This window comes from Duganella dendranthematis (genome assembly GCF_012849375.1).
GTDB classification, from domain to species: Bacteria; Pseudomonadota; Gammaproteobacteria; order Burkholderiales; family Burkholderiaceae_D; genus Rugamonas; species Rugamonas dendranthematis.
Genome location: NZ_CP051684.1, coordinates 1,990,148 through 2,009,526, shown reverse-complemented (window position 1 = coordinate 2,009,526; position 19,379 = coordinate 1,990,148). Strand labels below are relative to the sequence as shown.

The window sequence follows — 19,379 nt, the reverse complement described above, 5'->3', positions numbered from 1 at the left end:
GGAAGAAGTAAAGTTTTATTAGGTGTGTGTCGACAGATACATGCCTGGGTAGTAAAACTCATCATCACAAAGTAGTAAATGCTTGAACTATAGCCGTCAAGGTTATAGGGACAAGTGAATAAGTGCACATGGTGGATGCCTTGGCGATTACAGGCGATGAAGGACGTAGTAGCTTGCGATAAGCTGCGGGGAGCTAGCAAACAAGCTTTGATCCGCAGATTTCCGAATGGGGAAACCCGGCCTTTTAGGTCATCACTCACTGAATACATAGGTGTGTGAAGCGAACGCGGCGAACTGAAACATCTAAGTAGCTGCAGGAAAAGAAATCAACCGAGATTCCCAAAGTAGTGGCGAGCGAAATGGGAAGAGCCTGCACGTGATAGTCGGACTGATAATGGAATGCTCTGGAAATGGCAGCCATAGCGGGTGATAGCCCCGTACATGAAATCAGACCGGTGGTACTAAGCGTGCGACAAGTAGGGCGGGACACGAGAAATCCTGTCTGAATATGGGGGGACCATCCTCCAAGGCTAAATACTCGTAATCGACCGATAGTGAACCAGTACCGTGAGGGAAAGGCGAAAAGAACCCCGGGAGGGGAGTGAAATAGATCCTGAAACCGTGTGCATACAAACAGTAGGAGCGGACTTGTTCCGTGACTGCGTACCTTTTGTATAATGGGTCAGCGACTTACATTCAGTGGCAAGGTTAACCGAATAGGGAAGCCGTAGAGAAATCGAGTCCGAACAGGGCGATAGTCGCTGGGTGTAGACCCGAAACCAAGTGATCTACTCATGGCCAGGATGAAGGTGCGGTAACACGCACTGGAGGTCCGAACCCACTAATGTTGAAAAATTAGGGGATGAGCTGTGGGTAGGGGTGAAAGGCTAAACAAACTTGGAAATAGCTGGTTCTCTCCGAAAACTATTTAGGTAGTGCCTCAAGTATCACCATCGGGGGTAGAGCACTGTTATGGCTAGGGGGTCATCGCGACTTACCAAACCATTGCAAACTCCGAATACCGATGAGTGCGAGCTTGGGAGACAGACGTCGGGTGCTAACGTCCGGCGTCAAGAGGGAAACAACCCAGACCGCCAGCTAAGGTCCCAAAGATTGGCTAAGTGGAAAACGAAGTGGGAAGGCTAAAACAGTCAGGATGTTGGCTTAGAAGCAGCCATCATTTAAAGAAAGCGTAATAGCTCACTGATCGAGTCGTCCTGCGCGGAAGATGTAACGGGGCTAAGCCAGTCACCGAAGCTGCGGATATGCTTTTAGCATATGGTAGGAGAGCGTTCTGTAAGCCTGCGAAGGTGTCTTGTAAAGGATGCTGGAGGTATCAGAAGTGCGAATGCTGACATGAGTAGCGATAATGGGGGTGAAAAGCCCCCACGCCGTAAGCCCAAGGTTTCCTGTTCAACGTTCATCGGAGCAGGGTGAGTCGGCCCCTAAGGCGAGGCAGAGATGCGTAGCTGATGGGAAGCAGGTTAATATTCCTGCACCGTCGTATGATGCGATGGGGGGACGGATCGCGGAAGGTTGTCTGACTGTTGGAATAGTCAGTTTCTGCTTCATAGAAGGCGCTTAGGCAAATCCGGGCGCGTAATTCAAGGGAGTGGGACGAGTGCACTTGTGCACGTAGCAATCGGAAGTGGTTCCAAGAAAAGCCTCTAAGCTTCAGTCATACGAGACCGTACCGCAAACCGACACAGGTGGGCGAGATGAGTATTCTAAGGCGCTTGAGAGAACTCGGGAGAAGGAACTCGGCAAATTGGTACCGTAACTTCGGGAAAAGGTACGCCCTTGTAGCTTGGCTGATTTACTTCAGTAGGGCGAACGGGTTGCAATAAACTGGTGGCTGCGACTGTTTAATAAAAACACAGCACTCTGCAAACACGAAAGTGGACGTATAGGGTGTGACGCCTGCCCGGTGCTGGAAGATTAAATGATGGGGTGCAAGCTCTTGATTGAAGTCCCAGTAAACGGCGGCCGTAACTATAACGGTCCTAAGGTAGCGAAATTCCTTGTCGGGTAAGTTCCGACCTGCACGAATGGCGTAACGATGGCCACACTGTCTCCTCCCGAGACTCAGCGAAGTTGAAATGTTTGTGATGATGCAATCTACCCGCGGCTAGACGGAAAGACCCCATGAACCTTTACTGTAGCTTTGCATTGGACTTTGAACCAATCTGTGTAGGATAGGTGGGAGGCTTTGAAGTAGGGACGCCAGTCTCTATGGAGCCAACCTTGAAATACCACCCTGGTTTGTTTGAGGTTCTAACCTTGGTCCGTTATCCGGATCGGGGACAGTGCATGGTAGGCAGTTTGACTGGGGCGGTCTCCTCCTAAAGTGTAACGGAGGAGTTCGAAGGTACGCTAATTACGGTCGGACATCGTGATGATAGTGCAATGGCATAAGCGTGCTTAACTGCGAGACTGACAAGTCGAGCAGGTACGAAAGTAGGACATAGTGATCCGGTGGTTCTGTATGGAAGGGCCATCGCTCAACGGATAAAAGGTACTCTGGGGATAACAGGCTGATTCCTCCCAAGAGTTCATATCGACGGGGGAGTTTGGCACCTCGATGTCGGCTCATCACATCCTGGGGCTGTAGCCGGTCCCAAGGGTATGGCTGTTCGCCATTTAAAGTGGTACGTGAGCTGGGTTTAAAACGTCGTGAGACAGTTTGGTCCCTATCTGCCGTGGGCGTTGGAAATTTGAAGGGGGCTGCTCCTAGTACGAGAGGACCGGAGTGGACAGACCTCTGGTGTACCGGTTGTCACGCCAGTGGCATTGCCGGGTAGCTAAGTCTGGAAGAGATAACCGCTGAAAGCATCTAAGCGGGAAACTTGCCTTAAGATGAGATTTCCCAGAGCCTTGAGCTCTTTGAAGGGTCGTTCGAGACCAGGACGTTGATAGGTCAGGTGTGGAAGTGCAGTAATGCATTAAGCTAACTGATACTAATTGCCCGTACGGCTTGTCCCTATAACCTTGACGGTTATACGCATTTACTCTGATGATGAGTGGTGCTACCCCAACACAAAACTTTACTTCTCCCAGATTCGCTGTGCAGCCGTTGGCTGCAGAGCATACAAGTCAAAGCTTGATGACCATAGTAAGTCGGTCCCACCCCTTCCCATCCCGAACAGGACCGTGAAACGACTCTACGCCGATGATAGTGCTGCAACCAGTGTGAAAGTAGGTTATCGTCAAGCTAGTTATTAGAAAAGGCCCGCTCAGTTTATCTGTGCGGGCCTTTTCGCATTCACGCCCCGCGCTGCAAACTCAGGATGAAACTGACGCCGCCAGCACGATTTTGCGCAACGATGGTGCCGCCCATCTTGGCCATATAGGTCTTGGCTACGAACAGGCCCTGGCCACGATTGCCTTCGGCACCGGACTCCGGCTGGTCCGATACGCCGTATTCAAAGATCTTGGTCAGCATGTCGGAGGGGATCTGCGGACCGTCGTTGTGAATGCCGATCGCGGCGCCGGTGTCGCTGCCTTCCAGCGTAATGGTGATCGGGCTGCCCGGCTTGCGGTAACGCTCGGCGTTGCGCAGCACATGCGTGACCACATCCTCCAGAGAATATTCATCCGCGCGCGCGGTCAGCGGCTCCGCTGGCCCATCGAAGCGCACGCCGTCGATGCCGACGTGGCAGGCATTGCCGGCCACGTTCTGCAAAAACGCCGTCAGGTCGATCTCGCTCACCTGTAGTTCGGATGACTGAAATGCTTCGCTTGGCGACGCCCGTCCATACAGTACGCGAATCGCCTGCTGCATGCGGCTGATGTAGCGGTGGCTCTGGTCCTCCGGCGCACCGTGCAACACCATCAGCGACTGCAGCGGCGACATGATCTCGTGGCCCACCGCATGCCACATATCGCGTTCCTGTTCGGCGCGAATATTGTCGCGTTCGACGTCTTCGCGCACGCGGCGCAGCAGGTCATGCAGTCCGGTCGCCAGCACGCCCAGTTCATCTTCGCCGCGCAGGTCGGCCAGATCTGCCTCCGAAAATCCCTGCGCCGCTTTAACGCGTTCGCCCACGTCATCGGCCCGCTTGATCAGCACCTTGACGCGATTGATGATGCCGATCTCGATCACAAGCCAAGCCAGCATCAGCGCCGCCAGCATGGCGCCGACAAACCAAACCAGGCGGCTGGCCACCACGCTCAGGCTTTTGCTCACGCTGCGCACATCGCCTTTCAGCAGCACTTCGTAACTGCCGGCCGGTGTGGCGATGATTTCCTTCGCCGCCAGCGGCACATCGTAGGCGTCCACCGGCAGGCGGCGGATCAGCGCCGTGACGAAGTGCCAGCTCTGGTCTTCCGGATCAATCGGCGCGACCAGCACCGGCAGCGCCGCGCCATCACTGAGCCGTTTGATTTGCAGGCTTTCGCCCGGCAGCAGCATGGATTTCAGATCGGTCAGCGAGAACGGCGGAGCAGCCGGGCCGGTGCTGCTGTCCAGCAGTGGTGCGCCATCACCCGGCGGCAGCACAGCGATACTGACGCTGATGCGATCCAGATCCGCAGGCGGCCACTCCGGGCGGCGCTTTTCAAACAAGGCGTCTTGCAGCACGGCGACCGGCAGGCGCAGGGAGAAGAATGCGCTGCGCGCACAGTTGGTGTCATCGTCGGCGATGTCGGGCTGGTTGCAGCGCGGGTTTTGCCAGATCCAGCCGCGGAAGTCCTTGACCACCGGGGATTTGCCGCGCGCGACATCGGCGGCGGTGAAGCCGGTTAGGCGTCCGCGCATGCCGCCGTAGCGGCGGCCGGGCGTTTGCGGCTCGGTACTTTCTTCAAACGGCGCGATCCAGTCATACGTTTGTCCGCGCAGCGTCACTTTGACCCGCACGCGGTGCGCCTGATCGACCACCTGGTCGCCACGCACATGCGGCACCAGTTGCGCGCTATCGAAGCTGCCTGCGACGTAGATGAAGCCACCGGCCCACGGGTTATTGCCGATGCCGACGCACAGTGAGCCATTATTCCCGTATTGCGCCAGGCAGCCGGACATCGCCACCGCCTGCTGCACTTTTTGCAGGTCATCGAAATCCAGCGCGGCGAAGGGCAGCAGTAACGGATGCAGTGCGCCGCCGGTGGACGGTTTTGGATTGAGAAGCGCCAGCTGGCCGGACGGATGACGCAGCGTTGCGGCGACCTGCACGCGCGTTTTTTGGAAGCTGCCTTCGTAGTTCTTGTAGCTGAGCTGCTTTTCCTGCTGGAGCACCGACAACGCCAGGCCCACCGTAGCCGTCATCAGGAAAATAAAGGCGGCGCGCAGCAGCAGCCGCAGGCGATAGGGAACGAGGCTGAGCCGGCGCCAGTTCATTCGCCGTCGGTCCAGCGGAAGCCGCGCATCGGCACGTTTTCTATGCAGGTGAAGTCGGGATCAATTTCGCGGAAGGCGTCGCGTATGGTGCTGACATGCTTGCGGATGTTGTCGCGATTGCGGCCGCTCTTCACCACGTCGAATAATTCATCGTAGGAGATCACCTGCCCGCGCCGTGCAAACAGCGCCGCCAGGATGCGCTGCGCCGTCAGCGGCAAGTTGATGCGCTGGCCGCGCCACATCGGCGTGCGCTGGCGCAGCGGGTCCATGCTCAGCTCCGCCGTGCCGGCGGAGGGGGCAGGCGCAGGAACCGGCGCGGCGCGCAGGATTTCCAGGAAGGTTTCGACGAAATCGGCTTCTTCAAACGTGGCCTTTTGCAGATAGTCCCATGCGTCCAGCGCTTTCATGATGCTGCGGTAGATGGTGGCCGGCATCGCCGACACCACCAGTACCGGCGTCGCATGCCGCTTGTTGATGGCGTTGATGATCGCGACGCCGGCGTGGCGCTCGCGTCCCAGTTCAATATCCAGCACCACCAGGTCGTAGCGCTCGCGGGCGATGGCGGCTTCGGCGTCGTCACGGCTGAACCATTGATCGACCATGATGCCCGGACGTGCCGCTTCGATCCATGCCCGCAACTGGTTGCTGGTAGGGTGATCGTCCTCGATGACCGCGACTCTGGACATGCTGCGCTCCACATTCTGCTAATGGAATAAGTATCTACGCTTTTGAGGGAAAAGTCACAAAGCGGCTGTGAGGATTTCCTCACACGGCAGGAAGAGAGGCGGACGGCGGCAGCGTTGATACTTCCGCATCGTCCGGCGCACCATGCTGTTCAGGGATAGGCCCGGAACTCAACGAAAGGTGAATATCATGGCAGAGCGGATCAAACGGATGGTGCAGGCGGTGCGGACTGCGTTCAGCGGCGGCGCCGGCATGGCGGTGGACGGCGCGCGCCGCAATGGCGCAATGCTGGTGGCGGTGGGATTGGCCGCTGCCGCCATCTACGGCCTGGCGACGCATCCACCGCTCGCCAAGCTGGCGCCGGGGAATGTCGGCATCCGCACCAACCAGCTAACCGGTTCCTCTGTTACGGTGCGTGATGGCGCGGTATTCATGATGCCGGGCGTGCATGTGCTGCGCCAGGTATCGCTGCTGGATCAGGTGTATCGTCCGGCACGTCCGGACCAGGCGCCGTTCCAGTCGTTGGAGGGGCTGGCGTTGGGCGTGGACCTGACGGTGCGCTATGCGCTTGATCCATCGCGGGTGGTGTCGATGGCGCAGTCGCTGCCGCCTGATATCCGTGGCGCTATTGTGGAGCCGGCGGTGCAGGGCGTGATCTACAAGGTGTTCACGCGTTATACGGTACGCGAGATTTATTCGTCCAAGCGCGCTGAAATCCAGAAGGAGATCGAGACGGAGCTGAAGCCCAAGCTGGCAGCCGATGGCGTGACGCTGCGCGGCATTACCATCGGCAAGATCACCCTGCCGGAAGAGTATCAGGCCGGCATGGAGAAGCTGCTGGCCGAGGAGCTGGAGACAGAGAAGATGCGCTATACGCTGGAGCTGAAGGAGAAGCAGGTCAAGCAGTCGTCGCTGGAGGCGGATGCGGAGAAGGTGCGCCGCGAGAAGGCGGCGGAAGCGGCCGGCAATGAGCAGATCATTGCGGCGCGCGCGCAGGAACAGGCGATGGCGCATGTGCTGCCGTTCAAGCAGAAACAGATCGAGCAGCGCAGGCTGGAGGCGGAAGCGGAGAAGGAGGCGCGCATCAAGACGTCCGAGGGCAATGCGCAGGCGCGCCTGATCGAGGCGGGCGGCGAGGCGGATGCGCGACGCAAGCTGGCCGAGGCTGAGGCGTACCGCCACGAGATCGTCGGCAAGGTGGAGGTGGCGCAGATGGAGCGCGAAGGTGAGCTGTTGACGCGCAATCCGCTGCTGATCCAGAAGACCATGGCGGACAAGCTGTCGGACAAGGTGTCGGTGATTATCGCGCCGCCGCCGGCGGATGGCGGTTTTATCGGTTCGGCGTTGTTGGGCAAGCAGCCGCGCGTGGCGGCGGAAGGACAGTAATCATGGTCATGTTGATGGCGGCGGCCCTGACGCTGGCGATTGTGACGCAAGACCAGGCGGCGCTGCGTGCCGCGCCCAAGGATTCGGCGCAGCAGCAGGCGGTCCTGTGGCAGGGCGATAGTCTGGAGATACGCGGCGAGAAGCAGGATTTTTTGCAAGTCTACGATTATCGCCGAGAGCGGGCCGGCTATATTCGCGCGGCGCAGGTGCGCAAGGTGTCGCTGGAGGCGGCGGATGCGCCGGAGTTATTGTCGGTGGTGCGTTTTCTGCGCGACACGCCGGGAGCGGAGTCGCTGGGCATCAGCTATGCGGCGGCGTATCTGAAGGCCGCGCCGGCGGCGGCGATTACGGCGGAACCGTTCGATGCACTGGGGACGATGGCGGACCGGCTGGCGCGGCGCGCGTCGGCCAGGCAAGGCAAGCAAGGCGATGTGGTGATTGCCGCGCATCTGGAGGCGGTGGCGCGGTACGGCGTCGGCATCCGCAGCTTTGAGCGCGAGGGGCGAATGCAGCTGTGCTATGACGGCGAGGCGTTCCGGCGCGTGCTGGCGATGGCGTCGGCATCGCAATCGCAACGGGCTGCGGCGGTGCTGGGATTGACGCGGCAGGAATGCGTCGATCCCGCGCTTGGACCGGGCGCGCGGGTGGCGCTGGATGATTGGCGCGCAGAGGTGCTGGAGCGGGTGGAGTTGAAGGATTTGCCGGCGCATGTGAAGAACCGCGTGCATATGCGACGGGCGATCGTGTGGTCGTCGGTGGCCTTTGCGCGGGCGCGCAAAGGCGTGTCTGCAACGGAGGCTGGGCAGCGGGCGCTGGACGAGCTAGGGATGGTGGAGCCAGCCGAGTTGACCGAGGATGATGCCGCCGCCTATGCCGAAGCCGGGGTGCGCGCGGGCAGCGTGCGCTGGGCGGCGGATACGGAGATCGGCACAGCGGCCGCGCAATCGCCAGCCGCGCCGATGCAGACCACGAAGCCCGGCGTCAAACAGGCTGCCGGCACGCAGGCGGCCGTCGTGGCCACGGTGGGCGCTGGCTTGCGTGTCGCGACGGTGGCTGGGCAGCCCGGGGAGACGTGCGTGTTGCTGGTCGACGGCAAGCACGATCAGCAGCATCCGCTGGCGCGACGTTGCAGCTACGGTGTGGTGTGGGCGGCGTCGGCGCGCGCCAATGCGCAAGGCACCGCGCTGGCGTTGGCGGTACAGCCGGTGGACGGTTGGCGCGAGATGTGGCTGTTCCATCAGACCAGCGATGGCTGGCTGGCCGACGTCATGCCGCCGGCCGCCGCCGATCCGGACATCGGCTATGTGGAATTCGCCGGCTGGGTGCCCGGCACGCAGAACATGCTGGTGGCGCGCGAGGCCCGTGTTGACGGCCGCTTCAAGCGCAGCTTCGAACTGGTGGAGATCAATACCCTGGCCACGCTGAAGTCGGCCGACAAGCCCTCGTCACTCAGCCTGTTCTACCGCTGGCAGGATCCGGCGTGGAAGCGCCAGACCATTGCGCTGCGCTAGAACTGATACAGCGCGCTGCCGCCCACCAGCCAGTTTCGCTGCGGCGCCGCTTCGTAATAGCGCTTGTTGGTGTCGCCGACGATGACCGAGCCGACGTAATTTTTGTCGAGCAGATTATTCAAGCGCGCGAATTGTTTGAATCGCCAGCCGCCCCACTGCTGGCCGGCGTGGACGCGCGCATTCAGGACGCCATAGCCGGCCGCCGGCTGGTCCACGTTGCTGTCTTCAACGTAGATCTTGCCGACAGCGACCGCCTCCAGCGCCGCGCCAAAGCGGCCGGCGCTGTCCTTCCATGCCAGTTCGCCGTACAGGTTCGCATTCGGCACGCCGGGCAGGCGGCTGCCTTGCAGGACATTGCCGTAGCCCTGATCGTAGACCGCGCGCAGCGTGGTCAACGCCAGCCGCGTGCTGAAACCATAGCGCCACGACGAATCGAGCGACAGTTCCAGGCCCTGGCGCAGTGTCTTGCCGCCATTGCGATAACTTGTGCGGCCGCCACTTGAGCTATCCACCACCAGTTCGTCCGATGTCTTCACCTGGAACAGCGCCGCATTGATGCGCGTGTGCTCATCCAGCCGCGCCTTGACGCCGGCTTCCACGTGCGTGCTGCACGCCGGCTGCAAGCGGAAGTTGAAACCGCCGCCGGCGCCGGAGTAGAACAGCTCATTCAGCGTCGGCGTTTCAAAGCCGCGCGCCGCGCTGGCATACACATTCAACTGTGGCGCCACGCGATACAGCACGCCCAGCACCGGCGTGGTGTGGCTGTAGTTCAGCGAGCCGCTGTCATTGCCGTTGCTGAGGAAGTGATCATCCACCGAAATCTTCACGCGGCTGTGACGCAGGCCGGCGCTGAGCTGCCACGCGCCGGCGTCCCACTCGGTTTGCAGATACGGATCGAGATTGCTGACTTTATCCTCTTCATCGCGGCGCAAGGCGCCTTTGACGCCAAAGGCAGTGCCGACGAAATTCTCGTATCCCTGGCGCGCATCGCTGGAGCTGCCGTACTCCACGCCTGCAGTGGTGGTCAGCTTGCCGCCGGCCAGCGCATTCACATGCGACCAGTTGATATCCGCGCCGGAGAAGTCACGCTCAAAGTCGACCACGCCTCCGGAATGACTTGCAGGCGCCTGGAAGGCTTTGGAAAACGCTTGATACTGAATCACGTCGCGGTTGCCGCCATAGGCGGTCACGCGCAAGCGGTCATCCTCGCCGAGCCGCTGCTCCCACGTCGCGCCTATTTGCTTGTGGTTGATGCTCTTGCGCGTGTTATAGCGATCGGCCAGTGTGCGCTTCGGCGACTGCGTATCGGTGCTGTCGATTTCGCCGGCGCGCGGGTCGCGCTGATAGGTGGCCCAGGTGACGCCAAGCGCATCCTGCGTGTCGTCCTGCCGTAGCGCGTTGGCGATGATGTTCAGCTTCGCACCTTTAACAGGCGTCAGCGTCAGCCTGGCGTAGGCCTGGTCGCGGGTGGCGGCGCTGTGCGCGCGGTAGCCGTCGGTGTCGAAGCGCGACACATCGAGCACATAGCCGATGTTCCCTTGCTTGCCCTGCGCGGTGAGGTCCGTCTTGTGCGTGCCGTAGCTGCCGCCGGCCACATTCAGTTCGACCGACGGCGAGCCATCGCCTTCCCTGGTGAACAGCTGGATCACACCGCCCGCGTGATTGCCATAGATGGCGGAATAAGGGCCGCGCAGCACTTCGATGCGCTCCGCCACATCCAGATTAAAGGTGGCGGCCTGGCCCTGGCCGTCCGGCATGCTGGCCGGGATGCCGTCGGTGATCAAATGCACACCGCGCACGCCGAAGGCGGAGCGGGCGCCGAAGCCGCGTGATGAGATCTGCAGATCCTGCGCGTAGTTCTGGCGGTTCTGCACCACCAGGCCGGGCACGGCCGCCAAGGCCTCGGACGCGTTGACGCGCAGGTTGTCGTCGTCGACCTTTACCGCGTCTATAGAAGCGGGCACGTCAAAGCTGGCGTGTTCAGTACGCGTGGCGCTGACGACCACGACCGGCGTTTCTACAGCTGCGGCGGCAAGCAGGGCGATGAGGAGCAAAGTGTATTCCCAGGAAACGATGAAAACGAAATATAACAAAGCCCTTGCCAGACCAGCGCGCCCTTGTTATGATTCTGTCCCTCACGAAACAACACATGCAAATGCAGCGTTGAGTGAGAAAAAGAAGAGCTTGACGAGATGTACGAAACGCCTCATAATCTTGCCTCTTCGCTGATGAACAAAACGCTTCTTCAGCTAGTAACACAGAATGATCTTTAAAAATTTACAGTCGATAAGTGTGGGCATTTGGTGCTGCAACAAAAAGCATTAAATGCTCAACAAAGAAATATTCAGTAGAAATACTGTCAGTATTTTTGAGAAGAGCGAACCATCCGGTAAAACGGATAAAACAGAGATTAAACTAAAGAGTTTGATCCTGGCTCAGATTGAACGCTGGCGGCATGCCTTACACATGCAAGTCGAACGGCAGCGCGGGGCAACCTGGCGGCGAGTGGCGAACGGGTGAGTAATATATCGGAACGTACCCTGGAGTGGGGGATAACGTAGCGAAAGTTACGCTAATACCGCATACGATCTAAGGATGAAAGTGGGGGCTCGCAAGACCTCATGCTCCTGGAGCGGCCGATATCTGATTAGCTAGTTGGTAGGGTAAAAGCCTACCAAGGCATCGATCAGTAGCTGGTCTGAGAGGACGACCAGCCACACTGGAACTGAGACACGGTCCAGACTCCTACGGGAGGCAGCAGTGGGGAATTTTGGACAATGGGCGCAAGCCTGATCCAGCAATGCCGCGTGAGTGAAGAAGGCCTTCGGGTTGTAAAGCTCTTTTGTCAGGGAAGAAAAGGGTGCGGCTAATATCTGCGCCTCATGACGGTACCTGAAGAATAAGCACCGGCTAACTACGTGCCAGCAGCCGCGGTAATACGTAGGGTGCAAGCGTTAATCGGAATTACTGGGCGTAAAGCGTGCGCAGGCGGTTTCGTAAGACTGTCGTGAAATCCCCGGGCTCAACCTGGGAATGGCGATGGTGACTGCAAGGCTAGAGTTTGGCAGAGGGGGGTAGAATTCCACGTGTAGCAGTGAAATGCGTAGATATGTGGAGGAACACCGATGGCGAAGGCAGCCCCCTGGGTCAAAACTGACGCTCATGCACGAAAGCGTGGGGAGCAAACAGGATTAGATACCCTGGTAGTCCACGCCCTAAACGATGTCTACTAGTTGTCGGGTCTTAATTGACTTGGTAACGCAGCTAACGCGTGAAGTAGACCGCCTGGGGAGTACGGTCGCAAGATTAAAACTCAAAGGAATTGACGGGGACCCGCACAAGCGGTGGATGATGTGGATTAATTCGATGCAACGCGAAAAACCTTACCTACCCTTGACATGGATGGAATCTTCGAGAGATTGAGGAGTGCCCGAAAGGGAACCATTACACAGGTGCTGCATGGCTGTCGTCAGCTCGTGTCGTGAGATGTTGGGTTAAGTCCCGCAACGAGCGCAACCCTTGTCATTAGTTGCTACGAAAGAGCACTCTAATGAGACTGCCGGTGACAAACCGGAGGAAGGTGGGGATGACGTCAAGTCCTCATGGCCCTTATGGGTAGGGCTTCACACGTCATACAATGGTACATACAGAGCGCCGCCAACCCGCGAGGGGGAGCTAATCGCAGAAAGTGTATCGTAGTCCGGATTGTAGTCTGCAACTCGACTGCATGAAGTTGGAATCGCTAGTAATCGCGGATCAGCATGTCGCGGTGAATACGTTCCCGGGTCTTGTACACACCGCCCGTCACACCATGGGAGCGGGTTTTACCAGAAGTAGGTAGCTTAACCGCAAGGAGGGCGCTTACCACGGTAGGATTCGTGACTGGGGTGAAGTCGTAACAAGGTAGCCGTATCGGAAGGTGCGGCTGGATCACCTCCTTTCTAGAGTTTGCAGGTTCTTCGGAACATGCCAAGTGCTCACACTTATCTGCTGTATCGTTCTTTAACAATCTGGAAGAAGTAAAGTTTTATTAGGCGTGTGTCGACAGATACATGCCTGGGTAGTAAAACTCATCATCACAAAGTAGTAAATGCTAAGAACTATAGCCGTCAAGGTTATAGGGACAAGTGAATAAGTGCACATGGTGGATGCCTTGGCGATTACAGGCGATGAAGGACGTAGTAGCTTGCGATAAGCTGCGGGGAGCTAGCAAACAAGCTTTGATCCGCAGATTTCCGAATGGGGAAACCCGGCCTTTTAGGTCATCACTCACTGAATACATAGGTGTGTGAAGCGAACGCGGCGAACTGAAACATCTAAGTAGCTGCAGGAAAAGAAATCAACCGAGATTCCCAAAGTAGTGGCGAGCGAAATGGGAAGAGCCTGCACGTGATAGTCGGACTGATAATGGAATGCTCTGGAAATGGCAGCCATAGCGGGTGATAGCCCCGTACATGAAATCAGACCGGTGGTACTAAGCGTGCGACAAGTAGGGCGGGACACGAGAAATCCTGTCTGAATATGGGGGGACCATCCTCCAAGGCTAAATACTCGTAATCGACCGATAGTGAACCAGTACCGTGAGGGAAAGGCGAAAAGAACCCCGGGAGGGGAGTGAAATAGATCCTGAAACCGTGTGCATACAAACAGTAGGAGCGGACTTGTTCCGTGACTGCGTACCTTTTGTATAATGGGTCAGCGACTTACATTCAGTGGCAAGGTTAACCGCATAGGGAAGCCGTAGAGAAATCGAGTCCGAACAGGGCGATAGTCGCTGGGTGTAGACCCGAAACCAAGTGATCTACTCATGGCCAGGATGAAGGTGCGGTAACACGCACTGGAGGTCCGAACCCACTAATGTTGAAAAATTAGGGGATGAGCTGTGGGTAGGGGTGAAAGGCTAAACAAACTTGGAAATAGCTGGTTCTCTCCGAAAACTATTTAGGTAGTGCCTCAAGTATCACCATCGGGGGTAGAGCACTGTTATGGCTAGGGGGTCATCGCGACTTACCAAACCATTGCAAACTCCGAATACCGATGAGTGCGAGCTTGGGAGACAGACGTCGGGTGCTAACGTCCGGCGTCAAGAGGGAAACAACCCAGACCGCCAGCTAAGGTCCCAAAGATTGGCTAAGTGGAAAACGAAGTGGGAAGGCTAAAACAGTCAGGATGTTGGCTTAGAAGCAGCCATCATTTAAAGAAAGCGTAATAGCTCACTGATCGAGTCGTCCTGCGCGGAAGATGTAACGGGGCTAAGCCAGTCACCGAAGCTGCGGATATGCGTAAGCATATGGTAGGAGAGCGTTCTGTAAGCCTGCGAAGGTGTCTTGTAAAGGATGCTGGAGGTATCAGAAGTGCGAATGCTGACATGAGTAGCGATAATGGGGGTGAAAAGCCCCCACGCCGTAAGCCCAAGGTTTCCTGTTCAACGTTCATCGGAGCAGGGTGAGTCGGCCCCTAAGGCGAGGCAGAGATGCGTAGCTGATGGGAAGCAGGTTAATATTCCTGCACCGTCGTATGATGCGATGGGGGGACGGATCGCGGAAGGTTGTCTGACTGTTGGAATAGTCAGTTTCTGCTTCATAGAAGGTGCTTAGGCAAATCCGGGCACGTAATTCAAGGGAGTGGGACGAGTGCACTTGTGCACGTAGCAATCGGAAGTGGTTCCAAGAAAAGCCTCTAAGCTTCAGTCATACGAGACCGTACCGCAAACCGACACAGGTGGGCGAGATGAGTATTCTAAGGCGCTTGAGAGAACTCGGGAGAAGGAACTCGGCAAATTGGTACCGTAACTTCGGGAAAAGGTACGCCCTTGTAGCTTGGCTGATTTACTTCAGTAGGGCGAACGGGTTGCAATAAACTGGTGGCTGCGACTGTTTAATAAAAACACAGCACTCTGCAAACACGAAAGTGGACGTATAGGGTGTGACGCCTGCCCGGTGCTGGAAGATTAAATGATGGGGTGCAAGCTCTTGATTGAAGTCCCAGTAAACGGCGGCCGTAACTATAACGGTCCTAAGGTAGCGAAATTCCTTGTCGGGTAAGTTCCGACCTGCACGAATGGCGTAACGATGGCCACACTGTCTCCTCCCGAGACTCAGCGAAGTTGAAATGTTTGTGATGATGCAATCTACCCGCGGCTAGACGGAAAGACCCCATGAACCTTTACTGTAGCTTTGCATTGGACTTTGAACCAATCTGTGTAGGATAGGTGGGAGGCTTTGAAGCAGGAACGCCAGTTTCTGTGGAGCCAACCTTGAAATACCACCCTGGTTTGTTTGAGGTTCTAACCTTGGTCCGTTATCCGGATCGGGGACAGTGCATGGTAGGCAGTTTGACTGGGGCGGTCTCCTCCTAAAGTGTAACGGAGGAGTTCGAAGGTACGCTAATTACGGTCGGACATCGTGATGATAGTGCAATGGCATAAGCGTGCTTAACTGCGAGACTGACAAGTCGAGCAGGTACGAAAGTAGGACATAGTGATCCGGTGGTTCTGTATGGAAGGGCCATCGCTCAACGGATAAAAGGTACTCTGGGGATAACAGGCTGATTCCTCCCAAGAGTTCATATCGACGGGGGAGTTTGGCACCTCGATGTCGGCTCATCACATCCTGGGGCTGTAGCCGGTCCCAAGGGTATGGCTGTTCGCCATTTAAAGTGGTACGTGAGCTGGGTTTAAAACGTCGTGAGACAGTTTGGTCCCTATCTGCCGTGGGCGTTGGAAATTTGAAGGGGGCTGCTCCTAGTACGAGAGGACCGGAGTGGACAGACCTCTGGTGTACCGGTTGTCACGCCAGTGGCATTGCCGGGTAGCTAAGTCTGGAAGAGATAACCGCTGAAAGCATCTAAGCGGGAAACTTGCCTTAAGATGAGATTTCCCAGAGCCTTGAGCTCTTTGAAGGGTCGTTCGAGACCAGGACGTTGATAGGTCAGGTGTGGAAGTGCAGTAATGCATTAAGCTAACTGATACTAATTGCCCGTACGGCTTGTCCCTATAACCTTGACGGTTATGCGCATTTACTCTGATGATGAGTGGTGCTACCCCAACACAAAACTTTACTTCTCCCAGATTCGCTGTGGCGCCCGATTGGCGGCGCCAGAGCACACAAGTCAAAGCTTGATGACCATAGTAAGTCGGTCCCACCCCTTCCCATCCCGAACAGGACCGTGAAACGACTCTACGCCGATGATAGTGCTGCAACCAGTGTGAAAGTAGGTTATCGTCAAGCTAGTTATATAGAAAAACCCCAGTTAAGCCTGAACGAGCTCAAGATCGCGCTCAGTGCAAAACTGGGGTTTTTTGCGTTTGGCGCAACAGATAGTTTTGGTGAGTATTGACCTCCGGAAATAAAGGAGTACCATCTCGACTTTCACCGCCTACGCATCACCTCTCAATGAAATTCGCAGCCCAAAAAACGCTGTACTTCACATTGGCATTGATGGCCTGGGCACCTGCCCACGCCGATGAGTTTGCCGATGTCAGCAAGCTGGCCAAAGCTGGCAAAGTCGCCGAAGCACTCACCAAAACCAATGAGTATCTGAGCAAGCACCCCGCCGATGCGCAAATGCGCTTGATGAAGGGTGTGCTGCTGACTGATCAGAACAAGCCGGAAGAGGCGATCGCCGTCTTCATCAAGCTGACCGAGGATTACAAGGATCTTCCGGAGCCGTATAACAATCTGGCGGTGCTGTATGCGGCCAGTGGGCAGTACGACAAGGCGCGTGTGGTGCTGGAGAAGGCGTTGCGCACCAATCCTAGCTATCAGACTGCTTACGAGAACCTGGGCGATATTTACGGCAAGATGGCCAGCCAGGCGTATGACAAGGCTTTGGCGCTGGGGGCGGGCACGGCGCTGCCGGGCAAGTCTAAGTTGACCATGCTGCGTACGGTGTCGAACGGCGCTGGCAGCAAGATGGTAGGCGTGGAGCCGATGCCGGCGTCGCAAGTTGCGGCTGCTGCGGTAACGATTCCACCCCTGGCGCCTGCGCCTGTGGCAGCCAAGCCGTTGCCAACGCCTGTGCCGTCTCCTGCGCCGGTTAAGGTTGCAATAGCGCCGCTGCCGACACCAACGCCGATGCCGACGCCAGCTCCGGCTGCGCCCAAGGTCGCGGCGGCTCCGCTACCTGCGCCAGCACCGCTCAAGGTGGCTGCGGCACCTGCACCTGCACCTGCGCCAGCGCCTGCCCCTGCGCCTGCCGTCGCGCCGGCACCGGTACCCGCCAAGGTCGTGGTGGCCAAGCCTGACACGTCCGAACGCGATGCAGTGCTGGCGCAAGTCCATGGCTGGGCCAAGGCCTGGACCTCACAGAATGTCGATTCCTATCTGGGCTACTACAGCCCGCAGTTTGAACCGCCGAAAGGCCTGACGCGCAAGGCATGGACCGATGAGCGCCGTGCCCGCATTGAAGGCAAGGGCCGCATCCATGTGGAGGTGGCCGCGCCCGAGGTGACCGTCAACGGCAACACCGCCAAGGTCAGCTTCCGCCAGACCTACGAATCCGACCGCCTGACCGCGCGCAGCCGCAAGACGCTGGTTATGGTCAAGAACGGCGGCAAATGGCAGTCAAGCAGGAAGTTTCCAATTGAAGGCGCGTCTTGTCACCGGCGTGGGCCTGCTGCTACTCTGCCTGATGGGAGGAGAGCTCAGCTACGCTGCAAAAAAGCCGGAACGGGCGGCTGCCGCCCGTAAGGCCAATCCGGAAGAGCTGCTCAACGATATCTACGCCGAGCTGTCGAAGAACGATCTGGATGCAGCGCAACGCAAGGCGGATGCGCTGGTTGAGGCGTATCCAAGCTTCCGTCTTGGCCATCTGGTGCGCGGCGATATCCTGCTAATGCATACGCGGCCGGTGCTCGTGCTGGGTGCGGCAGCGCCGGCCGGTGCGGAATCGAAGCTGGCCGACCTGCGGCGCGAGGCTGCGGTGCGCTTGCAGGCGGCGCGTCCGGCAGCGACCTTGTTGCCGCGCGCGCTGCTGCAAATGCGCAAGGATCAACGCCATGCGCTGATCGTCGACGCTCGCCACTCCCGCCTGTATCTGTATGAGAACCGCAATGACGGCTTGCGGCTGGTGCAGGATTTCTACGTCAGCCAGGGCAAACTGGGCATTAACAAGCTGAAGGAAGGCGATATGCGCACGCCGGTCGGCGTGTATTACCTGATTGGCCGCTTGCCTGGCGTGAAGCTGCCGGATATGTACGGCAAGGGCGCGCTGCCGCTGGATTACCCGAATGACTGGGACAAGGTGAACGGCCGCAGCGGTTCCGGCATCTGGGTGCATGGCACGCCGCCGGAGACCTTCAGCCGGCCGCCGCTGTCGACCGACGGCTGCGTGGTGGTCAGCAATGAAGATCTGAATTTCCTGACCCGCACGGTGGAGATCGGCAAGACGCCAATTCTGATCGGTGACCAGGTTGAGTTTGTCAGCAAGGAGCAGATGGACAAGGACTTGCAGCAGGCGGCCGGACTGGTGGAGACCTGGCGCCGTGACGTCGAGAACCGCGATGATGTCAGCCTGAAGGCATTGTATTCGCCGAAGTTCAAGTCCGCTGCGGATGACAATATCGATGCCTGGCTGGACAAGAACCGCTATCTGCCGGGGGCGAAGAAGATCAGTGTGACGATCAGCGATTCCAGCTACTTCCGCCAACCGAGCCAGGAAGAAGTCATCGTCAGCAATTTCACGCAGCAGATCGTGATCGGCAAGTTCCGTCACGCGGTGCGCAAGAAGCAATACTGGGCAAGGGAAGGGGCGGCCTGGAAGATTGTGGCCGAGACTAACGTGTAGCAACGTTAGCTCGGCATGGGTCCCCGCAGGCGCGGGGACGATGGCGTATCAGAAGTGGTACGCGGCTTTCAGTTCAAAGAAGTTCACGCCCGAATTCGGCTTCTTGTAGCCGCCGTTCGAGAAGTGCTGCACCTTGGCGGCAACTTCCCAATGGTTGTCGAACACATAGCCTACGCCGATATGGTCGCCGAACTGGAAGTGGGTCGACAGGCGGTTGTCGTCGTTGTTATACAGCTTCGACAGCATGTGAACGCCGATGCCGCCTTCGTAGTAGATGCCTTTTTTATTGTCGTTCTGGAAGCGGAACACCGGGGTGAAGCCGATATCCCACAGTTTGTGTTCGACGCCAGGCTGGTTCATGTAGGCGTTTTCGCGCCAGATGCCGGTGCTGGCTTCCCAGTAGCCGCTCAGGTTGGTGCCGTTCGACTGGAACCATTTGGTGTCCCAGTCCTTGGCTGCACTGAAGCGTACCATTTGGACTTTGGCGCCGGTGGCCACGTCGACCGACACGGAATCAACCAGCTTGTCATCGGCAAACGCGGTTTGCGCAACGACCAGGGCGGCTGCAACCGCCATCATTTTTTTAGCGAACATAGTATCCTTGGAATGTTGAATGCTGTATCTCAGATTTGTTATACGGCTAACCCGTGATTGTACCGGGGTTCCGGAAAATATTCAGG

Annotated in this window: 8 protein-coding genes and 5 rRNA genes; 9 read left to right on the top strand and 4 right to left on the bottom strand. The window is 57.7% G+C overall.

The window, feature by feature from the left end; genetic code table 11:
- The first annotated feature begins 108 nt into the window (after positions 1-108).
- A 23S ribosomal RNA gene (locus tag HH213_RS09305) occupies positions 109-2,982 on the top strand.
- Positions 2,983-3,099: 117 nt separating this feature from the next.
- Positions 3,100-3,212: ribosomal RNA gene (gene rrf, locus HH213_RS09300) — 5S ribosomal RNA — on the top strand.
- 50 nt (positions 3,213-3,262) lie between these two features.
- Here the strand turns inward: rrf (HH213_RS09300) and HH213_RS09295 are convergent.
- Both HH213_RS09295 and HH213_RS09290 read right to left on the bottom strand, forming a co-directional pair.
- The gene (locus HH213_RS09295; RefSeq protein ID WP_169112072.1) at positions 3,263-5,332 is read right to left on the bottom strand and encodes a sensor histidine kinase; all 2,070 of its coding nucleotides are present in this window, start codon (positions 5,330-5,332) and stop codon (positions 3,263-3,265) included.
- Positions 5,329-6,018: a response regulator transcription factor gene (locus HH213_RS09290; RefSeq protein ID WP_169112071.1), complete on the bottom strand. Its 690-nt coding sequence runs from the start codon at positions 6,016-6,018 to the stop codon at positions 5,329-5,331. Before HH213_RS09290 ends, HH213_RS09295 begins: the two co-directional genes overlap by 4 nt.
- Positions 6,019-6,205: 187 nt before the next feature.
- On the opposite strand from HH213_RS09290, the gene HH213_RS09285 reads away from it, so the two are divergent.
- Positions 6,206-7,402 (top strand): SPFH domain-containing protein, encoded by a 1,197-nt coding sequence (locus HH213_RS09285; protein WP_169112070.1) that lies wholly within the window; start codon positions 6,206-6,208, stop codon positions 7,400-7,402.
- An 8-nt stretch (positions 7,403-7,410) separates the two neighbouring features.
- Positions 7,411-8,913: an SH3 domain-containing protein gene (locus HH213_RS09280; protein WP_169115063.1), complete on the top strand. Its 1,503-nt coding sequence runs from the start codon at positions 7,411-7,413 to the stop codon at positions 8,911-8,913.
- Here HH213_RS09280 and HH213_RS09275 read toward each other — a convergent pair.
- Positions 8,910-10,967 carry a TonB-dependent receptor family protein gene (locus HH213_RS09275; protein ID WP_229263367.1) on the bottom strand — a complete coding sequence of 686 codons (2,058 nt, stop codon included), beginning with the start codon at positions 10,965-10,967 and terminating at the stop codon, positions 8,910-8,912. The genes HH213_RS09280 and HH213_RS09275 overlap by 4 nt on opposite strands.
- Positions 10,968-11,325: 358 nt before the next feature.
- On the opposite strand from HH213_RS09275, the gene HH213_RS09270 reads away from it, so the two are divergent.
- The 5 genes from HH213_RS09270 to HH213_RS09250 all read left to right on the top strand — a co-directional run bounded on the left by HH213_RS09270 (position 11,326) and on the right by HH213_RS09250 (position 18,699).
- A 16S ribosomal RNA gene (locus HH213_RS09270) occupies positions 11,326-12,854 on the top strand.
- 180 nt (positions 12,855-13,034) lie between these two features.
- Positions 13,035-15,907 (top strand): 23S ribosomal RNA (locus HH213_RS09265).
- A gap of 122 nt (positions 15,908-16,029) precedes the next feature.
- Positions 16,030-16,142: ribosomal RNA gene (rrf, locus tag HH213_RS09260) — 5S ribosomal RNA — on the top strand.
- The 16S, 23S and 5S rRNA genes sit together here, the layout of an rRNA operon.
- A gap of 165 nt (positions 16,143-16,307) precedes the next feature.
- Positions 16,308-17,603, top strand: a complete 1,296-nt coding sequence (locus HH213_RS30535; protein WP_308494531.1) for a L,D-transpeptidase Cds6 family protein — start codon at positions 16,308-16,310, stop codon at positions 17,601-17,603.
- A complete protein-coding gene (locus HH213_RS09250; protein WP_229263366.1) occupies positions 17,497-18,699 on the top strand; it encodes a L,D-transpeptidase family protein in 1,203 nt (400 codons plus the stop codon). The genes HH213_RS30535 and HH213_RS09250 overlap by 107 nt, the downstream gene beginning before the upstream one ends.
- Before the next feature lie 48 nt (positions 18,700-18,747).
- On the opposite strand, the gene HH213_RS09245 is transcribed toward HH213_RS09250, so the two are convergent.
- A complete protein-coding gene (locus HH213_RS09245; protein WP_110845590.1) occupies positions 18,748-19,293 on the bottom strand; it encodes an acyloxyacyl hydrolase in 546 nt (181 codons plus the stop codon).
- Between the last annotated feature and the right edge of the window lie 86 nt (positions 19,294-19,379).